The following is a 24,624-nucleotide window of genomic DNA, read 5'->3' on the forward strand; positions in this document are numbered from 1 at the left end:
GTGATGCGGATGTATGAAAGCAAACGCCTTGGCTATCTTTTTGTGATGCCCTTTATTCTGGGCATCCTCGCCTTCAATCTATTCCCTTTCGCGGCCTCGTTCGCGTTGAGCTTTACCGACTATCCGCTGATCGGATCGCCGACCTATATCGGGCTGGAAAACTACGAAAAGATGGTTTTCGACGATGATCTATTCTGGAAGTCGCTGACGGTTACGGTGTCCTTCGCCCTCATCGTCGTTCCGGCCCGGCTGGCGGTCGCGCTTTTCATCGCGCAGGTGCTGAACTTCAAGCTGCGCGGCATCAATTTCTTCCGCGCCGCCTATTACCTGCCTACCATTCTCGGCGGCTCGATCGCCATCTCCGTGATGTGGAAGTTCCTCTTCCAGCAGAAGGGGCTGGTCAACATCATCCTCGATACCGTCGGCATCGATCCGATCCCGTGGCTGGCAAATGAGCGTTATGCGGTCTGGACCATTGTCGCGCTCAACACCTGGCAGTTCGGCGCCGCCATGGTGATCTTTCTGGCCGCGCTCCAGGGTGTGCCGAAATCGCTTTACGAAGCAGCCGAAATCGACGGTGCATCCTTCTGGCAGCAGTTCCGCAGTGTCACCCTGCCGATCATCACGCCGGTCATCTTCTTCAACATGATCATGCAGATCGTGAACTGCTTCCAGGAGTTCAACGCGCCTTACATGATTACCGAAGGCGGCCCTCTCTACTCCACTTACTTCATGGCCATCTACATCTACGACGAAGCATTCAAATATTTCAACATGGGCTACGCCAGCGCCCTGTCCTGGGTCCTGTTCTTCCTGATCGTCGCGATTGCAGGCGTCCTGTTCTGGTCCTCGAAATATTGGGTCTTCTATTCAGGGGAAAAGGAGAAAGCGCGATGAGCAGTGACACAGTCGCAACCGCGCTGCCGAAAACGCGAATCCCGTCGAACGCGGAAGTGCTGCGCACACAACGCAGGGAGCGGATTTCACTCGCCTTGCGCTATCTGATACTGGGAAGCGTCGGCTTGCTGATGCTTTATCCATTATTCTGGCTGCTGGGAGCATCGTTCAAATCGAACCAGGAAATCTTCACCACGATCTGGTTCCTGCCGCGTGACCTTACCCAGTTGCTCGATTTCAGCGCCTATTACAATGGCTGGATGACGCGGACCGAGTTTACCTTCGCAACCTACTTCCTGAACTCGTTCCTCATCGTCATCCCGCGGGTCATCGTCACGCTGATTTCGTGCACGCTGGTGGCATATTCCTTCGCACGCTTCGAATATCCGGGGAAAAAGTTCCTGTTTTCCATCATGATCGGCACCATGCTCCTGCCGCCGATCGTGTTGCGCGTGCCGCAATATCTGATGTTCAAGGAACTGGGCATGATCGACACCTATTGGCCGTTGATCCTGCCATCGGCCTTTGCCGTCGATACCTTCTTTACCTTCCTTGTCGTCCAGTTCCTGCGCGGCACGCCTCGCGACATGGAAGAGGCGGCGATCATCGACGGCTGCAACGCCTTGCAGCTTTTGTGGCACATCGTCGTGCCGCTTTTAAAACCGGCGCTGATCTCGGTTGCTCTATTCCAGTTCATCTGGACGATGAACGACTTCATTGGGCCACTGATCTACATTTCCACCGTCGAGAAATACCCTGTGTCACTCGCGCTCAAGATGAGCATGGACGTCAGCGGCGAAGTCGAGTGGGCCAATATTATTGCAATTTCCATCGTAGCCTTGCTGCCGTCACTGACCGTGTTCTTCCTGGCGCAGCGCTATTTCATCGAGGGCGCAACCTCGAGCGGTATCAAGGGTTGAGGAGAAGGAGCCATCATGGCTAGCGTTAATCTCGAAAAGATCGTCAAGACATATCCCAACGGTTTCGAGGCCGTGCACGGTGTCGACCTTGAAGTGCGCGATGGCGAATTCATGGTCTTTGTGGGCCCGTCCGGCTGCTCGAAAAGCACCATTCTGCGCATGATCGCTGGGCTGGAATCGATTTCCGGCGGAGAACTGAAGATCGGCAATACTGTCGTCAACAACCTGCGCGCCAAGGAGCGCGGGATTGCCATGGTATTCCAGAACTACGCGCTTTATCCGCATATGAAAGTCTATGACAACATGGCCTTCGGCCTGAAGCTGGCAGGTCTGCCCAAGCAGGAAATCCACGAACGTGTCACCCAGGCCGCCAAAATGCTGGAAATGGAGCAATTGCTCGATCGCCTGCCGCGCCAGCTTTCGGGTGGTCAGGCGCAGCGCGTGGCTGTCGGCCGCTGCATCGTCAAGCGGCCGGAAGTGTTCCTCTTCGATGAGCCGCTCTCCAACCTCGACGCCAAGCTGCGTGCCTCGATGCGCGTGCGTCTGACGGAACTTCATCGCGAGTTGCGTGACCGGGGACAGCCATCGACGGCAATCTACGTGACCCATGACCAGGTCGAGGCAATGACCATGGGCGAACGCATCTGCGTGCTGAAAGACGGCACGATCCAGCAGGTGGACACGCCGACGACGCTCTATGATCGTCCCGTCAACGCCTTCGTCGCCGGGTTCATCGGCTCGCCCGAAATGAACATCCGCCCGGCAACGGTGGTGGCGCGCGACGGCGGGTTGGGCGTTGAGATGGGCGATACGATGCTGCCGCTTCCCGCTGCATATTCCGATGCCCTTGGCAATCGGATCGGCCAGAAGGTGCAGTTCGGTATTCGCCCTGAAAATATCGGCACGCCACGCAGCATTTTTGCTGCGGGATCGCAGGAACGTGCTTCCGTCGCCAATTGCACTTTCCGCCTGCGCGAGCATATGGGCAACGAGGTCTATACCTATTTCGATCTTGGCGGCCACGAGTTTGCCGCCCGCGTCCCGACCGATTTTGCCGGCGAGATCGACAAAGCAGAACGTGGCCAGACGATCCCACTCGGTTTCGTGATGGACAAGGCACACATATTCGATGCGGATACCGGATTGAATCTGACGCTAAGCGCATTGCAACCGGCATAAGCTACCTGGCTTGACAGGTAACACCTGCGCCAAAGGACGCAGCACACACCTGTCAGCTGGAGCCGCGCAACATAAACCGCCTTCCCTTGAATAGGATCGGCGGTTTGCTGCAGCTCGAAGAAGCCCGGCGCGCAAAGACGGATCTGGAAAGCTCATGGTTCTGAAGCGTGAAGTCTCTGTTTTAGCTGTCAACTGCCCTTCAGAACGCCTTTGCCGCAGCACACATCTGCGCTGAACCGCGGAACTACATAAGAAGATCGTGAATCTGACCATTACTCCCGGTGGTTTTCCTGCCGCGACCTTGCCTTTCCGGGCGCTGCCGCAACGCTTTGTGTCGCGTTCCTGGCCTCATTGAGGCCAAGTGAGAGGCAGCGGGAGCCATCGAAACCTTGGTCCTTGCGCTTGTTTCAGCCAATGACTTCATTCCGTGATGCCTGACATTGTATTCCAAGAACGTCTGCAGTCCTCCTACGACAGGAACTCGGGAAACGCTCGGCTGTCGCCACGACTTCGGATCATCTGTAAGTAGTCGATAGGGCACGCGGTAATCAAACCTATGCGCACACCCGCCATCACCCGCATGCCGAATGTTGCGCCGCACAACAAATACGCACAATAATTCGATCGATACGGGCGTGAATTAGGAAAGATTTAGTCAATATTGAACATTGATCTTGTAATGCGAGATCGCCTTGATCGCGCGGAGGATATTGGATCGGCGTGTGCAAGGGGAATTGCGTTCCGTGCCGGTCTCTTTGGGGGCATTGCAATGAAATTTTCGGTTCGAAACATACTCGTCACCGTGTTTGCGGTTCTCAGTTTCGCAGTTATGGGTCTTATGTTGCAGCAGCTGCTGCGACAGATCGAAACCCAGCGCGTATCCACCCAACTGGCAGGCTTGGCCTCGCTCGATAAATCGCTGTTCGATGCGCTGCTCGGCATGCGCGGCGAACGCGGCGCCATCAGCTCAGCCGTCAAGCTGGAACCGGTGGATATGGCCTCCACCCGCAAGAATATCGAGGATGGCAGACGTGATCTCGATGCCGCCTTCAATGATGCCAAATCAATCATCGACAGGGTCGAACCGGCGAGCCTGAAGATCAGCCTCGGCCCGGTTCTCGAAAACTACCGCAAATGGCTGGATCTTCGCGCGAAGGTGGATGCAGGACTCGCCCTTCCGGTCAAGGATCGCGATGCCAGTGTCGGAAAGAACGCACTCGGCCTTGCCGACCAGATGCTCGTCGATCTCGAAAAGGCCTCCTATCAGGTCGAAGCGGTCATCAATGCTCGCGGGCCTGCCATGATCATGTTCACGCAGCTGCGTTCGCTTGCCTGGACCTCCCGCACGCAGCTCGGTACCGCCAATTCCTCGATCGTTGGTGCCATCATTTCCAAGCAGCCGCTTTCGGCAGAAAAGCTGGCCGAAATCGCTGTGCAGGACGCCCGCGTGTTTCTGGCCTGGGACGTGATTTCGCAGATTGTCGCAAGCGACACGACGCCGGCCGCCATCCGCGATCTGCACAAGGTCGCGCAGAACACCTACTTCTCCGGCGCCTACGCCGAACAGAAGTCGTCCGCCATCAAGCAGTTCCAGGCCGGGCAGCCCTTTGCCATGAATGTCGATGACTGGCGCAAGCCCGCCGGCCCGGCGCAGGCATCGCTTGCCGATATCGCCTCGGCATCGCTGAAGGAAATGACGGCTCTGACCGGTGCCAATGCGGCCGCGTCTACACGGTCGATCGTCATCTATGGCGTTGCCACGCTTCTTGCTCTTGCGCTCGCCATCGTCGGTTTCACTACCATCATCTTCCGTATCGCCAACCCGATCACCGCCCTGACCGGCGCCATGCGCACGCTCGCCGCCGGCGATCTCTCCGCCAAGATCGATGGTGCCACCCGCAAAGATGAAATAGGCGACATGGCCCGCGCCGTCGAGGTTTTCCGCGAGGCCTCAATCCACAATCGCCAGCTTGAAGAAGAAGCAATCGGCTCCCGCCAGGCGGCCGAAGCCGAGCGCGTTGCCTTCCAGAAACGCGCTGAAAGCGAAGCCGAAGCCCGCCTCACCCAAGCGACTTCCGGCCTCGCCTCCGGCCTGCGCCGTCTTGCAGCCGGTGATCTGCTCTGCGAAATCGAAGAGGAGTTTTCCGAGCAGTTCGAAGCCCTGCGCCACGATTTCAATAGCTCGATCCGCCAACTGCGGACTGCGCTGGAAGGTGTCGCCAAGTCGGCACTGACGGTTCGCAGCGGCAGCGACGAGATTTCCACTGCCTCGGACCAACTCGCCAAGCGCACCGAACAGCAGGCCGCCTCGCTGGAAGAAACGGCAGCGGCGCTCGAACAGGTTACGACAAACGTCAAGCAGACGTCGGAACGAGCCTCCGAGGCTCGCGAGATGGTTCGCCATGCCAGCGCGCGCGCAAACTCCTCCAGTTCGGTCGTATCGAACGCGATCGATGCAATGAGCAAGATCGAGGCAGCGTCCACACAGATAGGCCAGATCATCGGTGTCATCAACGACATCGCCTTCCAGACCAACCTTCTGGCCCTTAACGCCGGTGTGGAAGCTGCCCGTGCGGGCGAAGCGGGCAAGGGATTTGCGGTCGTTGCTCAGGAAGTCCGTGAACTCGCGCAGCGTTCCGCCAACGCAGCCAAGGAGATCAAGACGCTGATCGGCAATTCGGAAGCCGCGGTCACGCAAGGAGTGGCGTTGGTCAACGATACCGGTAACGGGCTGAACGAGATTGCGAATCTCGTCTCCGCCATCAACCAGCACATGGACGCGATCGCCCTCGGCGCGCGGGAACAGGCATCGGGTCTGACTGAAATCAACACCTCGGTCAATCACATGGACCAGGTAACCCAGCAGAATGCCGCCATGGTGGAAGAAATGAATGCCGCCGGCGCTGGCCTTGCTGATGAAAGCGGCCGCCTTTCAGAGCTGCTAATGCGTTTTGAGATGCGTCAAGCAGCTGCCCAAGGCTCAAGAATGCGCGCCGCCTGATGAAATGAGTTCCGCAACTGTATCGTAGGTCAGGAGAGCCTCAATGCGTTGCGCTCATCCACGAGCGCAACGCGACATGAACAGAAAAACACCGTGGATCCGACTTCAAGTAATGCCCATTTTCGGCCGAAGGAAAAATGATGCCGCACGCAATCATCCCGCCGACGACTCCACTCAAGACAGCTTCGGGCCATCCACCTAGTCGCGATGTACGGAAACGCTGCGAAATGGCCAGCGCACTCGTGGTTTCAAGCTCAAGCTATTGATAAGACCAGACCAGGCTTTGTGCCAGGTTCGTCAGTGAGACCAGCTTATCCGAACAGCACCCGAAGTACGGCGATATCCAAGAGATTGTGGTGCGGTTCGTGAGCAAGCCGAGACGGGGATTGGCGTGAAAAGCTCAGCTGGCTAGCGCCGCTCGCGGATTTGCTGGAGCATACTCCTGCCCGCATAAACAAGCTCCAGGAGGAACGCGAGCAGCGAGAGCATCAGACAAATGATCGCCCCGCCAAAAAGCCATGGCAGGTTTTCCGGTCGAAGCCGAATGGAAAGGCCGCCTGCAAGAAGATTAAGGATTGCGGCACAAGTACACAAACCCGATACCACTCCAAAGATAACTGCTACCTCCAGAATAAGCGTGCGACGGCTCAAATAGGTTATCCATTGCACCCCTCTATCTCCCAAGTCGGGTTTGTCCCCGACTTCATTCAGGCGGTCCGCAACTCTGCCCAGTCGCAGGCTGTAGATACTCACGAATGCTGCGGTCCCGGCAAGCAGAAATACAGGAGCCAACGATGTCTGAATTATCCCTGCATACTGGTTGATGATGGGTGGTGTATCCATAATTTCCTCCTCGTCCAGGCATCGTCCTCGCTGAGAAGTTCCGGAGCCCTCTTCGTCCACCGGGGCAACAACCTGAAGCAATAGAGAAATGGTAGGGCAGACCGGAAGCCTTGGCTATCCTGCAGTCAAGCCGGCCAATGCAATTTGCGTACGACCCCGCCAAGCAAAGCTGGGCCTTTTCGGAACGCAGTCACTCTATTGGGTCTCTCGACCAGATGGAGCTTGGCATTTCGGCAAAATCTGGCTGGTGAAGCGACAGCCAAGCTCTATCGCCTCAAGCGCCGCGCCTCGGTTGCTATCGGCAGGATCACGTCTAAGTCTTTCCAACATCTCGATCAGCTTCAGGATCGGCCCGGACCACCGCATTTTGGACTCGTCGTCCGACATTCGATACGCTTCAGCGATATCTCGAAGCAAGATTCCCAACACCGCTTGACGTTGTCTGTGAGAAAGATTGCTCCACAGCGCCTCAACATCTGTTTCCCGAGCGATCACAATCCGTTACCTCGCAGACAAACCCGAAATCATTGCCGGTTGTGTCTCGCCTCCACCACCAAAATCACTGGCTTCCTGTTTCATTCCTGATTGACGCCCGTTCATTCAGAGCGGCCTCGTATTTATGGCGGGCTTCCATCGATGGTTGCGGCTAGCTGCGTGTGCTTGTTCAATGCCTGTAATGCCGCCGCTGACGCATTGCCCGCAGCCCCCTCTCCTCCGACATTCACCGTTGGCTGTGCGAACTGAATTCCGTTCGAGACGAAAGCCTCACGCAACAAAAGGTTTGCACGCCTTCGAATGAAGGACTGCATCGGAGAAGGCTTGAGCGTCATCCCGAAACTCAGCACCATTCCGTAATCGCCGAATTCCTCGACGCCCTTCATCTTCAGGGGCTCGATAAAGATTGGGCCGAACTCGGGATCCTCCAGCATCGTGGCACCGATCTTTTTCGTCAATTTCCGCGCCTTCTCGACATCGGCGTCGAAGCCGACGGAAATGCGGAATTTCACCACACCCCAATCCCGGCTCATGTTCTCCACCGCACCGAGTTCGCCGAATGGGACGGTAAAAATAGGCCCCCGGTGGTGCCGGAGACGGACAGACCTGAGGCTGAAGCCCTCGACGGTACCCTTGTAACTCTTCGCCTGAATGTATTCTCCGACCCTGAACGCGTCGTCGAGCATATAAAAGACACCGCTGATAACATCCTTCACCAAGGTCTGTGACCCAAAGCCGATCGCAACCCCGAAAACCCCTGCTCCGGCGATCAGCGGGCCGATCTCCACCCCGAGTTCCGCCAGGACGAGAAGCACGGTTATCGTCAGGCCGACCGCCGCCAGCGCATTTCGCAGTATCGGCAGCAAGGTGCGTAGACGACCGCGGCGCGACGTTTCCTGAGCTGTTAAACCTGCATCGTCACTTGTGACGAGCTGTCCGTCGATCCAGGATTTTGCCATGTGCCACAGAAGATCGGCAACAAGCACGACTGCGACACTTTTCAACAGCCCATAAAAGACCGCCGAGAGCGCAGGATCCCGCTGCGCAAGCCCTTCCGGATTCATCTTCCAGACAAAGACGAGCCAGGCCAAGGCAACGACGATGATCGCGGCACGCGCGCCGCGTGTGATAAGCACGCTACGCATCCCTGTGGCATTCGGCACCAGACGCAGTGCTGCCTTTCCCACGGACTGGAGGGTAGCAGGCAGGATCAGCGCAAAAAACCCGATCCAGAAAAGCCCCTTTAATCCCAGACACCAAAGCGCCCAGATGACGACGATGGCAAAAGTCAACGTGAACCTACGTTGCAGGCTGCGCGTCCGCACCGACCAGACAGCTTCCAGCAGCAAGGCCAGAAGGAGGATCGAGCTGAGATAGGACAAGGCATCCACCACGTCCTGATCGATACCGATCAAGGAACCGGCGACCGAATTCGCGGTCGCCAGCACTGCGGCTCCCACTAGAAGCTGTGCCCGTATCAGGCCCTCCCTTGGGACTGCAAGCACAACCAATGCAGAAGCCAACCGAAAGCCCACGAAGGCAATCAGGTAGACGAGCAGAGCAACACGCACGAGTGGCGGCCAGTGAACGGCGAAGAATATGATGGCCAGCGGCAAGGCAAAAACGAAAACGGACAGCAGGCCGTAAACGCCATTGTCGGCATGTGACCGCATTCGGAGATAAAGCCGCTCGACAATCATTCCGACAAGGATAAGCCCGAAAAACATCAGGAAGACTGGTGCGTATCCGTTCGAGACAGCATCCCCCCTGACGCGTTTGGCAGCTTTCAGAACTTCGGTTGGGATCCGGGGGATTGCCGCGGCAATCCTGTCCATGCGGGCCCGGATGGCCGTTTCCCACGTCGAGATCAAAGGTTCGGAAGATGGTTTTGGAGGCGGCGTGCTTTTATCCTCGGCCCGCTTGATCCACGACTGGACCTCGGGATCCTGAAGCAGTGTTGTAAGCGCTTCGATCTTTTCGGGCAGAGGGGGCGCCGGCTGCGAATAGGCAGGCGCGGCGGCTAAAAGCAGAAACAGCGATAGCGCCAGCCACTTCATTATCCGTATGTCCTGGATAGCTACTCAGTAAAAGTTATTGTGCCGAATGATATCGCGGACCTTGCCTGCGTATACGTAGAATACCGTAACCTACTGGCGAGCCGTACGAACTGGCATGCCCTCTGTCGTTCATTGACACCGTAGATGTCTATCTCTGACCCGCCTTCGGCTCCTCACTGTCTTCAGAGAACCAGAGCGTTCCCGAAACCTTGAAAAGGAATGCTGTCGTCCAGCCGAAAAGGAGGATGCCATTCACGCCTTCGATTGCACTGCCGATCCTCCAGCCACCGGAAAGCGTGACGTCGCCATAGCCAATTGTTGCAAAAGTGACGGCCGAAAAATAGACGGCCTCCTCCATGCTTTCGAGCGCACCCAATGCCCGGTAGGCCACAGCCCAGATGAAGATTTCAAAAAAATGGGCAAAAACAAACCCCAAGACAAAGACGTAGGTGAGGCAAAGCCGGGCTATGCCGGATAGGTTTCGAGCATTTCTGACCGCGCCTATGCACAGGCTGTACAGACATGTCACGACCAGCCCGTGAATGATGATGGTGAAAAACAGTATGCCGGCAGAAAGAAGGATGACCATGAACATGAAGGATGCCCCGTTTCCTGTATAAAGTGCTGATCGGCAATCACATATTCGCGTTTCCGCTCCCTCTTTCAGCTATGATGCGGACCGGGCTTCATCGGGCTTGAGACAGGTGCCTCGATACTGTGCTGAAAGTGGCGAACCCCGTCATCCAACCGCTTGAACATGCGGCTTGTACCAAGTTTTTCAGCGAAGCCTGAGGCGCGGACATAGTCGAGTACATCGGGGTTGAGGCTCGCGAGCCATAATGTCACTCCCTGATCCGCGAGATTTCGATCGCTCGCGATTACCATCTGCATCGCGGAATATTCAATATCGAACACCCTGCTCAGATCCAGCAACAGGACCTTCGGCTTTCTTTGCAGTACTAGGTCGCGGATTCGATCGGCAACCTGCTGCACATTGGCAAAGAAAAGCCGCCCTTCCGGGCGCAGGATCAATAGCCCATCCACAATATTCTCTTCATCGTCCTTGTCAGAAACGGGCCGCAAAACCCTGTCTCCGCGAGCACGACCGATTACATGTATCCGTGGGTTTGCGGATTGGCTGGATAGGCCGAGCAAAGAGACGATGATAGCGACAACGATACCCTGGAGCGTGCCAAAGAACAGCACTCCCACCAGCGCAGCCAAGGCCCAGCGGAACTCCATCCTGCGAACCTGGAGTATACTCCTGAACTCACTGGGCCGGATCAGACCGAGTGAATAGACGATGACGATTGCGGAAAGCGCTGCTTGAGGCAAAAGCCCCAGCAGGGGAGCGAGCACCAGCATCGTCGCAACGGAAACCGCGGCCGTGACCAGTGAGGCGCGCTGGGTTTGCCCTCCGACTGCCCGTACGACCGCGGTTTGCGACGTCCCGCCCCCGGCTGGCATGGCACCGAAAAATGCGCCTCCGAGATTGGACGCACCGATCGCGAACAACTCTCTATTAGGGCGGATTGGAGGATCCGAAGAAATTGCGAAAGCGCGTCCTGCAGCCGCGGTCTCGGTGAAACTCATCAGTGCCACACCGATCGCCCCAGGCAACAGCATCATGATCAGATCGAGATTGGGCACGGTCACCGTTGGCAGCGCCCGTGGAATCTCGCCGATGATGGCAACTCCTCTGTCGCTCAGGCCCAACATCCATGAGGCGGCAATGGCGCCACCGACGACAGCAAGCGGCGCCGGAGAGTGAGGACGGATCCATTCTACCAATAACAACAGGAAAAGCGCCGTAAGTCCTACAATTGCAGTGATTACCGATGCTTGGGGAAGCTGTTCCACAAACGCCAATATGTCTCTGAAAAAGCCGGCCTTGGTAATATGAAGCCCGAAGAGCTTCGGCAACTGGTCCAGGATGATTACCAGACCGATACCTGCCTTGAACCCAGTCAGCACCGGCACCGAGATAAAATTGGCAACAAAGCCCAACCGCAGACCAGATGCAATGAGCAGCAGCGCGCCCGTCAAAGCCGTGAAGGTCGCGGTAGCGACGATGAGCTCGCTTGGATCCCCATCGGGTACAACTAACTGCAGCTCAGCTGCGGTCAGGATTGCGATGGTTGTCGTCGAGCTGACGCTCAACACCCGCGACGAACCGAGAAAGGCATAAATGATCATCGGCACGAATGCCGTATAAAGGCCGACGATCACGGGCAATCCGGCAACCGTCGCGTAGGCCATAGCCTTCGGCAGGACGACAGCTGCCGCCGTCAAGCCAGCGATGACATCTCGCCGGATGCCTCCTGCGGGGGACAGATCGGCAGTGCTGCCAGAGGATGATGGCCCGATCATCGTTACCGTTCCTTACAATCATGGCGGAAATTGCCTTTCTCCCGCCAAACCGGATATTCGCTCACGAGATCGTCCGGCATCGGTGATCCCTAACCTGCGATCACATTGACGATTACGCTTCCCCAGGTCGTAAGCAGGATGTGTCCGAGCGGCACTGCCGGCGTATACCCGAGCACCGCGACTGTGCTACCGGAACGTTCCTGAACTGCCGCCATGGCCGCCGTCATTGTCTGCGCCCCCGCAAGTCCGCCAAGAAGCAGGATGGGGTTCATCTTGAGGACATAGCGGCCGAAATACAGCCCGACGATCAATGGCGTTATCGTTACGATCATGCCTCCGAAGAGAAGACCCAATCCCGCTTCAGCAATCGCCGAGAAGAAGACAGGTCCGGCATGCAAACCGATCATCGCCACGAACGCCGAAAGCCCCAGGCCGGTCATCAGCGAGATACCAGCGTCCGGTATCCGGCCGAAAAGCGGGAAGCGCGTGCGCAAATGTCCGACCAGCAGGCCTGACAACAAGGCACCGACGCTGGTGCTGAGCGAAATCTGCATGCTGCCGACTGGAAACGTCACGATGACGCCGACAAGCCCACCTAGGAAAATCCCCAGTCCCAGAACGAAAAAGTCCGTCGTCTGCGTTGCGGATATGACTGTCCCGATTTGCCGGGCAGCTTTCTCGACCACCGCTTCCGGCCCGACAAGTCCAACAATATCGCCACGCTGCACGGTAACGCCGGGCGCGATCGGCACCTCGTTTCCACCACGGGTAACCCCCCGCAGGTAGAGGCCATGGGCGAGGTTTCCCTCTCCCAATTGTGTAATCGTACGCCCATCGAGATCGCGGTTGGTCAGTATGACGTCGGTGGAGACGACCGGCATATCGAGCAGAGCCTTGTCCTCGATCTCCTCGGCATGCGGACCGATCAATCTCACGAGCTTCGCGCGCTCCCCGGAGACGGCAAGAACATCGCCAGGAACGATCACCATCGAGGGTGTCGCATCGATCAGGGCATCGCCTCGACGCAGCCGATGAATGAACAGTCTCTCGCCCGAAGCCTGCCGTTCGGCGGCAGCGATCGAAAGACCCGCGACCAGTCCGTTTTCGGCAACCCGATATGCCCGCAACTCGAACCGACGCCATGCGGACGCCACCCCCTCGGATCGGCGGACGATACCCAGTTCACGTTCGAGTTTCAGCGCCTCGGCGGGCAGGTCGATCCCGAGCAGCCGGGGAGCGACGACACTGCAGAAAAGGATCACGCCTAAGGCGCCGAAAACGTAACATACCGCATCGGCCACAGCGATATGCGCCACCAGTCGTTCGCGCTCCGCATCGGGTAACGGCAATGCATTGATCGCCTCGGCGGCAGTGCCGATCGCCGGACTTTCCGTCAGCGATCCGGAGAGAAGACCAGCCGCGAAGCCGGGATCGAGATCCAGCAGCCTGGCGATAGTGATCGCCAGGCCCAGCCCGGTGACGGTGACCACCACGGCGAGCAGCATAGGCTTCAACCCGTCCCGCCTGATCGACTTCATGAACTGCGGGCCGACCGAATAACCTGTTCCGAAGAGGAAAAGGAGAAACAGGAAGGACTTTGCCATGGAGGCAATCGGCACATCGGCCAGTTGTCCGATCGCGATACCGGCAAACAGTGAACCGGTCACAGGCCCCAGGCTAAAGCCTGCAATCTTGAAGGTCCCGATCAGATAGCCGATGCTGATCGCGAGAAACACCGCAAGTTCCGGATACTTGATAAGGAATTGTTCGGTCCAGACCATTGAAAACCAGCCCTGTCTGTTCCCGGAACGCGCCGGGCCAGAATGCCCGACGCCGAAGATCCGGTACCATTCTCAATGCGATCGCTTCTCGTCCTTGCTCTTTCGTGGTCGTTCAGCCACCGCGATCGCGTCTGAACGGATAAGCTTCAGCCCCCTCGCCTTTTCGAAGCCGTGGATTTCCTTCACATCCAGTTTACGCATGAAGTCGATCGTCTCCTGCGTCAGGACCTGGCCCGGAACCATGATCGGAAAGCCGGGCGGATAGGGAATGACGAAATTGGCAGAGACCATTTCCGGCCCGTCTTTGAGACGCTTGTCGCATTCGGTACCGAACAGTGGCACATATTCGCATACCGACGCATCATAGGCCTTGAAGAACGCCGTCCGGATATCGCCCTCCGGCGTGTCGCGGCCTGCATCGTGACGAAACGCCTCATGGAAGTGGCTGAAGTTGGGTAGATCCGGTACGTCCGTCATGAGCGATTTCACGCGCGCAGCAAAGGCAGTGCGCTCGCCTTCCCCGCCATCGGAGAGGCGCTCCTCGATGGACTGGCATATCTCAACCAAAACCCTGATCAGATGCGCGACATCGCTGCGGGTGTTGTTGATGTTGGATTGCAGCAGCACGCTGTTGCGGGACGTCTTGTTGAGCTGGATGCCGTATTTCTCGGCCAGCAGGCCCTTGAATTGCGTGCCGTCGAAGCCGGCCGTGCCGCAAACAAGCGTGATACGCGTCGGGTCGAGATAGAACTCGTCTTCGTGCATTGCCTTGACGGCATCCGCCCAGGTGGTGCCGTCGCGGATGTATCCCTCAAACCCCGACTGACGATAGGATTTGGGGATCATATCATCGGCGTCGAGCGCCCTGAAATATTTCGAGATCAGCCTGTGCTCGTTGACGCTACGCCGGATCTTGAGTGCAATCTCGATCGCGTTCATCACCAGCCCGTAGCCTTCCAGCTCCATCTGCCGGCGAGCAACGTCAAGGCTTGCGATCAGTTGCTGATTGGGGCTCGTCGATGCGTGGGTAAACACGGCCTCGCGGAATTGTGCCGCGACGGTATGGAAGTCGACGTCCTTGACGAGAAGCATCGACCCCTGCCGAATAGCCGACATCGACTTGTGGGTCGAATTCGTCTGGTAGACACGCAACCGGACAAGACGCGGATCGGGAATGAGCTGCGCCGCAAGCAGGGCATCATCGCCTGGGTTTTCGCCTAGTTGCGCTTTCTGCGCCTCGAATGCTTTCAAAGACGCCGGATCACGCAGCCAGTCTTCGATTTCCTCCGCGGCACCCATCGCTGTTCTTGGGCGCAGGAAGGGCGAGAAGCGGGCGAAACCCGACCAGGCTTCGTCCCACAGGAAAATCAGATCCGGCTTGATCGCAAGGCATTCCTCCATCACCCGCCGCACATTGTACATATGGCCATCGAACGTGCAGTTGGTCAAATCCAGAAGCTTAAGCCGATCGAGCCGTCCCTCGGCCTTCAAGGTCAGCAGCGCGCGCTTGATCGTTGCAAGCGGCACGGCCCCGTACATCGAATATTCCGTCATAGGAAAGGCTTCGACATAATAGGGCTGCGCGCCCGACAGAACCATTCCGTAATGATGCGACTTGTGGCAGTTGCGGTCGACGACGGCGATATCGCCCGGAGCCAACAGCGCCTGCACGGCCATCTTGTTGGAGGTTGACGTGCCGTTAGTGACGAAGAAGACGTGGTCAGCGCCAAACGCCCTTGCCGCCATTTCCTGAGATCGTTTGATATTGCCCGTTGGCTCCAGAAGGCTATCCAGTCCGCCAGTCGTCGCACTGCTTTCGGCCAGAAACAGGTTCAGGCCGTAGAATTCGCCGAAATCGCGGATCCAGTCCGACTTGAAGACCGACTTTCCTCTGGCGATCGGTAAAGCATGAAATGTGCCGATCGGCCGGCGGGCGTATTTCTTGAGGTTGTCGAAGAATGGCGTCTCGTAGCGTGCATAAACACCTTCCAACACGGCAAGGTGCAATTCGAGCATCTCTTCGACCGCGTAAAAGACGCGTCGCACGCCCTTCGCGTTGGGGTCGCCCGCGATCTTCTCCACCTCGCGATCGGAAAGCAGATAGACGTCGAGTTCCGGGCGAAGCCTCCGCAGGGCACTGGAGAGACGAAGGGCAGAAGCGTCTGCACTCTCCACCTCGCCGAGCGGATCAAGTACGGAACGCAGGATCGGCGCATCGTGACGCGAGCGATAGGGAAAACCTTCCGCGAGAACGACTGCAACGATGTTGGGGTTGAGGATCGTCGCGCAGATGGCATCTTCAAAGGAGCCAACCATCACCGGCTCGTAGATGAAGGCATCCTCGCGCCGCCGCAACCGGCGTATTTCACGTGCAAAGGCCGGCCATCTGGCAGCCGGCTGACTGTTGACGAACAGGACCTCGAAATAGGGACGCCGTTCACTGGCATCATTCGTCGAGGGCGGCAGGATGTCGGGAACCTCAGACGCCGACATTTCGTCGTGAACGTCCCATTCCGCTGACCGGCTGCGATATGCATCTGTGAGCAGGCCGTTGGAGATCCGCCGGGCCAATCGTGCAGCACCGCCGGCATCATTCGCCGCGATACTTTCCCGCAGCGCTGCAAGAAGCTGTGGCCCCGGATAGGCGTGATATTCCTCCACGGCCTCCAGGGCGCTCAAGATTGCTTCCAGCTTCAACCTGTCACCCTGCTGTTTCGCCCAGGCATCGGCCATTGTCGTCAGTTCGCGCCATTTGTCTGCACGCGCCGAATGGAGGAGGAGGAACTGGTCGATCTGTACGTTTCGATTTGACATTTCACGCTCCCGTTGTTTCCCGATTATGGTTGGCGGCACTGGTCGAACCGTGCCGCACTTCCCGCCGCCCGCGATGAAAGAAACTGCAGATGCAAAGACTTGCGCATCGCCGAGGGTGACGAACTTCTTCACCCTCGACCTGCTGTCTGCTTCAGGCCAGAAGCAGAACCAGAACCATGCCCCAGATGGTCAGCAACGTGTTTCCGACGGCATAAGTCACCGTGTAGCCCAAGCCCGGAATTTGGCTTTTTGCCCGGTCGTTGATCATTCCGAGGGAGGCCGTCGTCGTGCGCGCGCCGGAGCAGCATCCCAGCAGGATTGCGGGATGAAACCGGAAAACGTATTTGCCGACATACATCGCAAGGATCAGCGGGAGCGTCGTTACCATCACACCCCAGAGGAACAGGCTGAACCCGAGTTGCTGCAGACCGGCGACGAAGCCAGGTCCCGACGAAATACCGACCACGGCGATAAAAACGTTGAGACCCACGGAATTCATGAACCAGACGGTAGGCGAAGGTATGCGCCCGAATGTCGGACGGACAGATCGAAGCCATCCGAAGAAAAGGCCAGAAATCAATGCCCCGCCGGATGTCGAAAGCGTCAAGGGTACGCTGCCAACCTTGTAGGTCATCGCCCCGATCAAAGCGCCGATTGCGATAGCGGCGCCGATGAAAGCCACGTCGGCAATGTCCGTCTGTGCGTCCGGCCGTCCAAGAGCCTTTGTTGCCGCAGCGGTATCCTGTGTGCGCCCGACAATCGTCAGAATATCGCCGCGCTGCACCTGCGTGTTCGGCAGGATAGGAATTTCGGTTGCAGTTGCACCGCGAACAATCTTGCGCAGAAAGACGCCGCGGGCGAGCGGCATGGATGCAAGCTCGGCAAGCGTCTTGCCGTCCACCGCCTTGTTGGTGACGAAGACATCGACACCGCCGGCCGGGACTGCGAGCAGTTCCTGGTCGTTTATCTCCTCCGCCACACTGCCGATGAGATCGACGAGGATTTCCCGTCGACCTGCCACGGCGAGAATGTCGCCGGCGGCGATTACGGTATCGACGGTTGCGTCCTGCACCTTTCCATCGCGCCTGATGCGTTCGATGAATACGCGTTCGGACGGAAGCATACGTTCTGCCTCGAGTACGGTCAGGCCCGCGGCTCGTCCCCCCTCCTTCACCCGGTAGGCGCGCAGCTCGTAATGATGCCATGCAGTCCCTGCACCACCCAGAGCCTTCTTGCCGCCATGCTCGAGTTCGTAACGCTTGCATTCCGCTTCCAGATCTATGCCCAGCAGGGATGGCCCGATCAGCGCAAGAACAATGGCGGAGCCCACCGTCCCGAAAATATAGGTGACAGCATAGGCGACAGGCATTGCATCCAGCATCGCCTTGCTCTGTTCAGGCGGAAGGCCAAGACGGTTGATGGCATCCGTCGCCAGCCCCATCGAGGCCGAAATCGTCTGGGAACCTGCATAGAGCCCGGCGGCGGAGCCTATGTCATAACCGGCGATGAGTGCGCCGAAATAGGCAGCCCCCAGGCAGAAGAGGCAGACCACGGCCGCAAAGACTGCCTGCGGAATTCCGTCCTTCGCGATCCCTCTCACGAACTGGGGGCCAACCCCATACCCGATCGCGAAAAGGAACATCAGGAAGAATGTCGACTTCAATGGCGGGGAAATGGTGATGCCGAGCTGGCCGATAAGAACCGCGGCAATCAGCGTTGCAGTGACGGCACCCAGACCCAGCCCTTTATAGGTGAATGAGCCGAAGTAATAGCCAAGGCCCAGCGACAGGAAGATTGCAATTTCAGGATAGGTGCGGAGCGTGTTTACGAACCAGTCAACCATCGGTCCCTCTCTCGGTTGATCACAGGGGCATGGGAGGTCGTTTCCCTCTGAATGCACCCGGACGGCTCTCCTTTGCTCCAAACCGCTTGTGGGTGGAGCGCCGAGTTCAGGGTCGCTCACCGGAGAGTGTTCGCGAAGTAGAATACGGTATTATACCGCGGCGGCTGACACTGGTTACAAGCGCGCACCCCGAGCCAGAGAGCCTGTCCGCAAATCGTGCATGCGGCTAGTGACGCGGCGGCCGCAACAGGATGACATTGGCTCGTGAGAGGGCCTGTTCGATTTCCTTGGCAAGGCTGTCGATAAGCTCTTCATACTCGAGCCGCCTTGCATCTCTGATATCGGCAGGCAGATGCCGACATTCGTTCAGAGCGGTTTTGACATCCGCAAGGTCCTCGCAAAGAACCCTGAACTCTTCATCGAGTTCGAACAGGTTATCTATCTGTCTCAGCAAATCCGGAAATCGTTCGCGAGCTGCGGCAAGTCCGCGCGAATGTGGTGCCTTATCTGAGCTGGATCCCATCACACCCCCACGAAGGCTTCGATTGCGACAGATTGATTATCGTAGCGCGGTTCGGGAAAGCGTGACGTATTATACTCGAAATTACCAAGCCTCCGACGGGAGACCTCTCCTCGGCCGCCTGACCTGTCCGACAGCCATCGCGTCATTGCATCGCCGGATCCGATGCGATCGAAGGCATGCGATCGTCGAACTCACGACCGTTAGCTCGCCGCGACACGCCGTAACACAGAGATTACGGGAAGTTACGAGCCACGCGAAACGGGCCGCACTAGATTAACCGAAGGCTCGCAATCGACGCGACAGCATACCGCTATTTTTTTTGGCCGTGTTGTTCATTTCTTCCTGAGGCCCACTCTCAACACCGTCAATGGTTTTGCCGTCTGGACTGCGTTTTCCGATCACGGCTCGGCCTCATCATGGCCCGGCATATTCAGGCAGTACAGGAGGCTAGGATGAACCAGTTGCATGACGCGGATCACGAGATCGGAAAAAAGGAAAAGAAGTCGTGGAACTACGACAAGGAGCTCAAGAGGCTCCAGGTGGAACTTGCTCACCTTCAGGCATGGGTCAAGGATTCTGGCATGCGGGTCGTCATCATATTCGAAGGACGCGATGCGGCCGGCAAAGGCGGCGTCATCAAACGTATCCTTGAGAAGGTCAGCCCCAGAGTGTTTCGGGTTGTCGCGCTTCCGGCTCCGACAGAGCGTGAGAAGTCTCAGATCTATATGCAACGCTATATTGCGCATCTTCCTGCCGCCGGTGAGATCGTGATCTTCGACCGCAGCTGGTATAATCGGCCCGGCGTTGACAGGATCATGGGCTTTTGCAGCGAGAAGAAGGCGCGCCGTTTCCTGGAGCTCGCACCACGTTTCGAAGCCGCAATCGTCGAAAGCGGCGTTCTGCTCCTGAAGTATTTTCTCATCGTCAGCGAGGAAGAGCAGGAACGCCGTTTCAAGAAGCGTATCGAAGATCCGCTGCGGCAGTGGAAACTGAGCCCGATGGATGTCGAATCCTACCGGCGCTGGTGGGACTACACTCAGGCCTATGACGAAATGCTACGCATGACCGACACCGAGCACGCGCCTTGGTGGATAGTCCCCTCAGACGACAAGAAGCGTGCCCGCGTGAACTGCATCGCCCACATTCTCTCATCCATTCCCTATGAGAGAATAGCGTTCAAGATCCCTGATCTCGGCAAACGCCAGAAGCGGCCGAACGACTATATCGAAGATCAAAGTCCTCGACATATCGTGCCTGACATCAGCCGATCAGCACGCCACGGTAATTGAGCCCGTTCGTCAGCCAGCGAGGCCAGATCATGAACGCCGCTGCCCCAGCCGATAAGCAGGAGCCGCATCCCGTCGCGGCAAGCCATATATCGATCGAGGCGCGCGTAAGCGATATCGTCCGGATCGGGGTCATTGCGGCCTTCACCTATTGGTCGGCGCAACTGATCGCGCCCTTCGCCCTGATCGTTATATGGGCGGCAATAATGACAGTGGCGCTCTATCCGTTGTTCAACCTTTTGACCAAGCTCCTCGGGGGAAGGCAGTTCCTGTCAGCATCCGCTCTCGTCGCCGCATGTCTTATCGTGATCATCAGCCCTCTGGCGCTCGCTGCGGTGAACTTTGTCGATACCCTGCAGACATTTTTTTCGGATGCCGTCGGCTTCCACATACCGAGGGCGCCAGAGCGACTGAATGAGGTTCCGATCGTCGGAACAAAACTCTACTCTGCCTGGAATGAGGCTGCCACCAACGTGGCCGCAGCGATACTGTCGTTCAAGCAGCCGTTGCGTGAGGCGGGTGGGGTCATTCTGGGCAGGGTTCTATCAATCGGCGGTGGGATCCTCAGCTTCATCGTTTCGGTAATTCTGTGTGGTGTTTTCCTGACCATGGCGCCTCGCCTCGCCTCGGGCATTCAGATCTTGGCAAGCCGCATCGCTGGCGAAAGAGGTGTAGGATTCGCGAAACTGGCGGGCACGACGGTTAGGAACGTTTCGCGCGGCGTGATTGGCGTCGCACTGCTCCAGGCCATCTTATGCGGATTGATCTTCATGGCCTTTGGTGTGCCGGTGCGAGGGGCTTTAACCTACGGCGTATTCATTTTGTGCCTGATACAGATTGGGCCAGCCCTCATCCTGTTACCGCTCCTTGTCTGGATTTGGTTTTCTTGGCCGTTCAACGTCTCCGCTCTGTTCACGGCAATTATCGTGCCGGTCATGCTGGTGGACAATATTTTGAAACCTATATTGATTTCCAGAGGACTTTCGACGCCCATGCCCGTCATTCTGGTCGGGGTTATTGGCGGCACGCTGACCCACGGGCTCGTGGGACTTTTCATCGGTCCGATCGTTTTGGGCGTATTTTATGATTTGATCGTCGCTTGGGCATGGCCGCAACCGCCCGTTTCACAACCATCCACCTCTATCATAAAATCAGCCGATGAGATCGGGTCGGAAAATCTACCCGGAAGCTGAAATCAACACGCACCCAACATGCTCAACTCATCTCAGAGCAATAGCGAGAAACTTCGCGTTCGATTTCACGGCAGAGGTCTTCGTATTCATGAACGCGTTTCACGTCAGTTGGCCGCTCCAATCGTAGACGATCTAGCGCGATTGTCGCGAGGTCGTAGGATTCGAAAAGATCGGCAATCGTGTCGCTGACATGGCTGCGGAGCTGATCTCGCAGTGCAGGCAATTTCAACATGAGTTTGTTGCGCCCGCTGCGGGCATTGGAAGACTGCATCCCGATTGCCTTGGTTCAACCTCTCCGACAAAATTCGACGAGGCGCCAGATAGTTCCAGTGTCGCAATCAAAAGCCTGAAAGTATCTCAGCAACCCGCTTCGGGCCGGGCAACGCATGGAGCACGATAGCGGTAAGTCTCTCTCGGAAGCTACCCATTGCGCAGAACGCGGCAGCGCGTGATCCCGCGCTGTCGCTTTTGTTTTAAGTCTTACGGAACCGCATCCACCAGAGGCTAGTCCATCGTGATATCCCAATCGTCACCCGGATTGAACAACCGGATTTGCGACGCACGTTCTTGCGTTTCGTCTCCCAGGTCCTTCTCGTATACGACCCCAGAGTAGTTGACGATGAAGGTTTGGACGCCCGTGACGCCATAGGTAACCGGCCAGGCGATCAGTGCAAAACCGTTCGTCATGTTACCATTCACGATATAGCTGTACTCGCCGCCTAGCACATTCGGTCCCTGCCCCGTCAGAATACGGTATCGGTAACCGTAATACCCTTCACCCTGCTTGGCCTTGCTGAAGGCCGCAGATTCGAGCATCGGCCCTGCCGGGCTTTCCTCTTCATCGTCGTTGGCTTGCCAATATAGTCCATCGCGTTTGCCGGGCGAGCTGATCAGCCGTTGAGCGAACTCGACAATCTGATCCCCGTCTTCGTCTATCCGGGCATATTCGTATTGGGCGTCGACATAATCACGCATGGTATCGATCGTGACGAGTTCATTCTCGCCAATCCGTCGGTTAACGATCTCTTCCAGCCCTATCTCCGTGTCGAACGACCATTGCCCGTTGGCCTGCTTGGAGAGCGGAAATGGCAAAGGCCACAGGATATCTCCGACGGCAACGACCTTGAATCCCCTCACGTCCTGAAGGCGCAACTGTCTCGCTGCCCCCTCGCGGATCAGATCGAGGCTCGTCATGGCCTCGCTGCTGTCACGTAGCTTGCTGGCATTGAGCCCAAGCAGCTTTGCCAAGCCGTCGACATCCTGCGCCTTCAGCACCTTGCCGAATTCGTCCATCGCGGCTGAGGGCTCCACGAAGGATGGTGGTATCTCGCCTTTGAATTCCTGAAGGTTTGTCTTCTGCGCGGCCTCTGACGGTGTCGCGATGGCTACTGCAGCGGCCATGACAGTCAGTCCAACCAATAAACTAATCTTCTGCCTCATGATCTGTCTCCAAACACTGTTAGGAACGTTTATCTGCGGCCACCACCGCCGCCGCGGCCGCCGCGACCGCCACCGTGATGCATGGGGCGTCCGCCGCCACGGGGTGCCGCGCGCGGGGCGCCACGCTGTCCGCCGCCCATGCTGTGTCCTCCACGCTGAGAGGCGACGGATTCCCGCCGTCCCGACTGGACATTGCCGAGCGCATTCGGTTGCCGCGCGCGATTGTCGGGCCGGGCGGCCATTTTAGGCTTATTCGCCTGCTTGGCCTTCGGAGCGGACTGCGAACTGCGACGCGGTTCTGCGGCCGGCCGACTGGCCGCTTGGTTGCTACGGTTTGCTGCGGGCCGATTTTCGGCAGCCCTGTTGGTTGCGGGTCTGGTTCCCTGTTTCAGCCCCTCAGCAGTCTTCCGGCGAACGTCGTCGGGGCGGGACAGGTTTTGCCTGTTTGCAATTCCGTCGCTAGCCTTGCGATCACGGACCTGATTTTTGAGGGAATTACGATTGTCCGAAACCAGACCGGATTTTATCGCGGAGCGATCGAAATTTGCGAACTGGTCCTTGCCGATATTCAGCTTGCTGCGATCTACCTTGCTCCAATCAACGTCGTTCCATTTCAGTTTGCCGTTGAAATTCCGGTCGTTGAAGCAGTTATTGCAGTCGATATCGACATCGCCGCCGTTCCATCTTCCGCCCCAGACGCCCCAGTCGTCCCAGTTGACGATGGCTGCCCAGGCGATGCCTGTGACCGCCCCAGCGAAAAATGCGGCGCCGGGATAGTAGTAGTTGTCGTAATAACTATCGGAATAATAAACCGGCTGGGCGGCATAGCCCGGCTCATAGAGCATCTGCGGCGGATATTGTGGGATATAGACCTTTTCCGGATCCGTGGGGCGAATGATGACGTTTTCATTTTCGACGACGACGGTGATCTTTTCATCCGTCTTGATCAAGTCCTTGGCCATTGCTTCGTCTCGAAGCTGCTGGATGGCCACAAGCACGTCCTTTTGCTGATAGGTCAGCGCATTTCCAAGTGCTTGTGTCCAGGCAAGATCATCGCTCATCATCTTGACGACGTCGGGGTAGTTGAGAAGCGAGATAACGCTTCCATCCCACCCTTCATTCGGCTTCAAGTCCTTGTTCTTCTGCTTGGCCTGCAGGAACCGATCAGCCTCGACGATCTGCAACGGGAGGAGTGAAGCGGCGGAAATCGCAGCAACCAGTTCGTCCGGATAGAGTGCTATCCGCGCCACCAGAATTTCGAGCTGGTCCTCCGACAACAAGGGGGGTTGCGCAGGCGCCTGAACGGATGTCGCGGCCGGATTAGGCTGGGGCACCGGCGCCTGGGAAAAGGCAGGCGGGCCGGGATATGACGAGACAAGTGTCAGCGCGGACAGCCCGGCGACCAACGTGAAGCTTTTCGATTTCATCACTCGTCAACCTCATCCTGTTTAATGAAAGATCTTGTGGGCTGGAGAGGTCGCGTTCGCGTCACAAAGTATGGGATACAGAGGATAAATCTCTATGTCTCGACGCAGTTCGGCAGCAACGGACGTTGCGGCAGCCCAGGGCACATATAAACCGCCAAATCGGCGCTGGGGCGTAGTTTACGCGATCCTACTTTTCGCCCTTGACGCGTCCTGCAGGACGAAAAACGGCTGAGGCGGCAAGATACCCTCAGGCGTTCAAGTGCATCTGTTGAGGCCGCAGTGTCCTTATCGGCCTCGCGATGTTGTTCGGTTATCCGCAACGAAACCGATACGGATCCACCAGTCAGTCAATTCTCCTACTTCCCCTAACAGCGGCGGGGAAAATGCCGGAAAACCAGAAGCGAATCCGCCGTAAATTACACGATGTTACGAGCGTGAAACCCCACTAGGCGCGTATCGTCGTTATGAACCCCAAGGTCGCTTGTGCAGACGCCTATTCGCGGGAGTCCTACGGCTGGTCGACGTCGCGAGAGACGGCAGATCAAGCACCTTCGG

At 57.5% G+C, this 24,624-nt stretch carries 16 protein-coding genes; 6 read left to right on the forward strand and 10 right to left on the reverse strand.

Features of this window, described 5'->3' with window-relative positions; all coding sequences use genetic code 11:
• The first annotated feature begins 9 nt into the window (after positions 1 to 9).
• The 4 genes from JZX87_RS20665 to JZX87_RS20680 all read left to right on the forward strand — a co-directional run bounded on the left by JZX87_RS20665 (position 10) and on the right by JZX87_RS20680 (position 5,997).
• Entirely contained in the window at positions 10 to 897 is an 888-nt protein-coding gene (locus JZX87_RS20665; protein ID WP_148144254.1) for a carbohydrate ABC transporter permease, read from the forward strand.
• On the forward strand, positions 894 to 1,817 hold the full coding sequence (locus tag JZX87_RS20670) for a carbohydrate ABC transporter permease (RefSeq protein WP_148144255.1): 924 nt from the start codon (positions 894 to 896) through the stop codon (positions 1,815 to 1,817). The genes JZX87_RS20665 and JZX87_RS20670 overlap by 4 nt, the downstream gene beginning before the upstream one ends.
• A 15-nt stretch (positions 1,818 to 1,832) precedes the next feature.
• Positions 1,833 to 2,996 (forward strand): ABC transporter ATP-binding protein, encoded by a 1,164-nt coding sequence (locus tag JZX87_RS20675; protein ID WP_206827681.1) that lies wholly within the window; start codon positions 1,833 to 1,835, stop codon positions 2,994 to 2,996.
• Positions 2,997 to 3,765: 769 nt separating this feature from the next.
• Positions 3,766 to 5,997 (forward strand): methyl-accepting chemotaxis protein, encoded by a 2,232-nt coding sequence (locus JZX87_RS20680; RefSeq protein ID WP_206827683.1) that lies wholly within the window; start codon positions 3,766 to 3,768, stop codon positions 5,995 to 5,997.
• Positions 5,998 to 6,405: 408 nt separating this feature from the next.
• On the opposite strand, the gene JZX87_RS20685 is transcribed toward JZX87_RS20680, so the two are convergent.
• From JZX87_RS20685 to JZX87_RS20720, 8 genes are all read right to left on the reverse strand, one after another.
• Positions 6,406 to 6,840: a DUF2721 domain-containing protein gene (locus JZX87_RS20685; protein ID WP_148144258.1), complete on the reverse strand. Its 435-nt coding sequence runs from the start codon at positions 6,838 to 6,840 to the stop codon at positions 6,406 to 6,408.
• 617 nt (positions 6,841 to 7,457) lie between these two features.
• Positions 7,458 to 9,392, reverse strand: coding sequence for a mechanosensitive ion channel family protein (locus JZX87_RS20690; RefSeq protein ID WP_206827684.1), 1,935 nt, complete (start codon positions 9,390 to 9,392; stop codon positions 7,458 to 7,460).
• A 148-nt stretch (positions 9,393 to 9,540) separates the two neighbouring features.
• Positions 9,541 to 9,987 carry an ion channel gene (locus JZX87_RS20695; protein ID WP_206827686.1) on the reverse strand — a complete coding sequence of 149 codons (447 nt, stop codon included), beginning with the start codon at positions 9,985 to 9,987 and terminating at the stop codon, positions 9,541 to 9,543.
• A 68-nt stretch (positions 9,988 to 10,055) separates the two neighbouring features.
• Entirely contained in the window at positions 10,056 to 11,762 is a 1,707-nt protein-coding gene (locus JZX87_RS20700) for a SulP family inorganic anion transporter (RefSeq protein ID WP_206827687.1), read from the reverse strand.
• 89 nt (positions 11,763 to 11,851) lie between these two features.
• Complete coding sequence (gene aspT / locus JZX87_RS20705) at positions 11,852 to 13,543, reverse strand: aspartate-alanine antiporter (protein WP_206827689.1); 1,692 nt, start codon at positions 13,541 to 13,543, stop codon at positions 11,852 to 11,854.
• Between the two features lie 72 nt (positions 13,544 to 13,615).
• The gene (locus tag JZX87_RS20710) at positions 13,616 to 16,357 is read right to left on the reverse strand and encodes an aminotransferase class I/II-fold pyridoxal phosphate-dependent enzyme (RefSeq protein ID WP_183686796.1); all 2,742 of its coding nucleotides are present in this window, start codon (positions 16,355 to 16,357) and stop codon (positions 13,616 to 13,618) included.
• 151 nt (positions 16,358 to 16,508) lie between these two features.
• Complete coding sequence (aspT, locus tag JZX87_RS20715; RefSeq protein WP_148144264.1) at positions 16,509 to 18,200, reverse strand: aspartate-alanine antiporter; 1,692 nt, start codon at positions 18,198 to 18,200, stop codon at positions 16,509 to 16,511.
• A gap of 226 nt (positions 18,201 to 18,426) precedes the next feature.
• The gene (locus JZX87_RS20720) at positions 18,427 to 18,654 is read right to left on the reverse strand and encodes a hypothetical protein (RefSeq protein ID WP_286194969.1); all 228 of its coding nucleotides are present in this window, start codon (positions 18,652 to 18,654) and stop codon (positions 18,427 to 18,429) included.
• 521 nt (positions 18,655 to 19,175) lie between these two features.
• Here JZX87_RS20720 and ppk2 point away from each other — a divergent pair.
• Positions 19,176 to 20,012 carry a polyphosphate kinase 2 gene (gene ppk2, locus JZX87_RS20725; RefSeq protein WP_148144266.1) on the forward strand — a complete coding sequence of 279 codons (837 nt, stop codon included), beginning with the start codon at positions 19,176 to 19,178 and terminating at the stop codon, positions 20,010 to 20,012.
• A 29-nt stretch (positions 20,013 to 20,041) separates the two neighbouring features.
• Positions 20,042 to 21,202, forward strand: coding sequence for an AI-2E family transporter (locus tag JZX87_RS20730; RefSeq protein WP_206827690.1), 1,161 nt, complete (start codon positions 20,042 to 20,044; stop codon positions 21,200 to 21,202).
• 504 nt (positions 21,203 to 21,706) lie between these two features.
• Here JZX87_RS20730 and JZX87_RS20735 read toward each other — a convergent pair.
• Positions 21,707 to 22,642, reverse strand: coding sequence for a DUF2950 domain-containing protein (locus tag JZX87_RS20735; protein WP_206827691.1), 936 nt, complete (start codon positions 22,640 to 22,642; stop codon positions 21,707 to 21,709).
• Positions 22,643 to 22,671: 29 nt separating this feature from the next.
• On the reverse strand, positions 22,672 to 24,069 hold the full coding sequence (locus tag JZX87_RS20740; RefSeq protein WP_206827692.1) for a DUF3300 domain-containing protein: 1,398 nt from the start codon (positions 24,067 to 24,069) through the stop codon (positions 22,672 to 22,674).
• Between the last annotated feature and the right edge of the window lie 555 nt (positions 24,070 to 24,624).

Source organism: Agrobacterium sp. Ap1, from assembly GCF_017313375.1.
GTDB lineage: Bacteria > Pseudomonadota > Alphaproteobacteria > Rhizobiales > Rhizobiaceae > Neorhizobium > Neorhizobium cellulosilyticum.

Excerpts from the sequence above, each read along its gene's own strand:
- JZX87_RS20665 (WP_148144254.1), top strand. The coding sequence starts at position 10 with ATGTATGAAAGCAAACGCCTTGGCTATCTTTTTGTGATGCCCTTTATT.
- JZX87_RS20670 (WP_148144255.1), top strand. The coding sequence starts at position 894 with ATGAGCAGTGACACAGTCGCAACCGCGCTGCCGAAAACGCGAATCCCG.
- JZX87_RS20675 (WP_206827681.1), top strand. The coding sequence starts at position 1,833 with ATGGCTAGCGTTAATCTCGAAAAGATCGTCAAGACATATCCCAACGGT.
- JZX87_RS20680 (WP_206827683.1), top strand. The coding sequence starts at position 3,766 with ATGAAATTTTCGGTTCGAAACATACTCGTCACCGTGTTTGCGGTTCTC.
- JZX87_RS20685 (WP_148144258.1), bottom strand. The coding sequence starts at position 6,840 with ATGGATACACCACCCATCATCAACCAGTATGCAGGGATAATTCAGACA.
- JZX87_RS20690 (WP_206827684.1), bottom strand. The coding sequence starts at position 9,392 with ATGAAGTGGCTGGCGCTATCGCTGTTTCTGCTTTTAGCCGCCGCGCCT.
- JZX87_RS20695 (WP_206827686.1), bottom strand. The coding sequence starts at position 9,987 with ATGTTCATGGTCATCCTTCTTTCTGCCGGCATACTGTTTTTCACCATC.
- JZX87_RS20700 (WP_206827687.1), bottom strand. The coding sequence starts at position 11,762 with ATGATCGGGCCATCATCCTCTGGCAGCACTGCCGATCTGTCCCCCGCA.
- aspT (WP_206827689.1), bottom strand. The coding sequence starts at position 13,543 with ATGGTCTGGACCGAACAATTCCTTATCAAGTATCCGGAACTTGCGGTG.
- JZX87_RS20710 (WP_183686796.1), bottom strand. The coding sequence starts at position 16,357 with ATGTCAAATCGAAACGTACAGATCGACCAGTTCCTCCTCCTCCATTCG.
- aspT (WP_148144264.1), bottom strand. The coding sequence starts at position 18,200 with ATGGTTGACTGGTTCGTAAACACGCTCCGCACCTATCCTGAAATTGCA.
- ppk2 (WP_148144266.1), top strand. The coding sequence starts at position 19,176 with ATGAACCAGTTGCATGACGCGGATCACGAGATCGGAAAAAAGGAAAAG.
- JZX87_RS20730 (WP_206827690.1), top strand. The coding sequence starts at position 20,042 with ATGAACGCCGCTGCCCCAGCCGATAAGCAGGAGCCGCATCCCGTCGCG.
- JZX87_RS20735 (WP_206827691.1), bottom strand. The coding sequence starts at position 22,642 with ATGAGGCAGAAGATTAGTTTATTGGTTGGACTGACTGTCATGGCCGCT.
- JZX87_RS20740 (WP_206827692.1), bottom strand. The coding sequence starts at position 24,069 with ATGAAATCGAAAAGCTTCACGTTGGTCGCCGGGCTGTCCGCGCTGACA.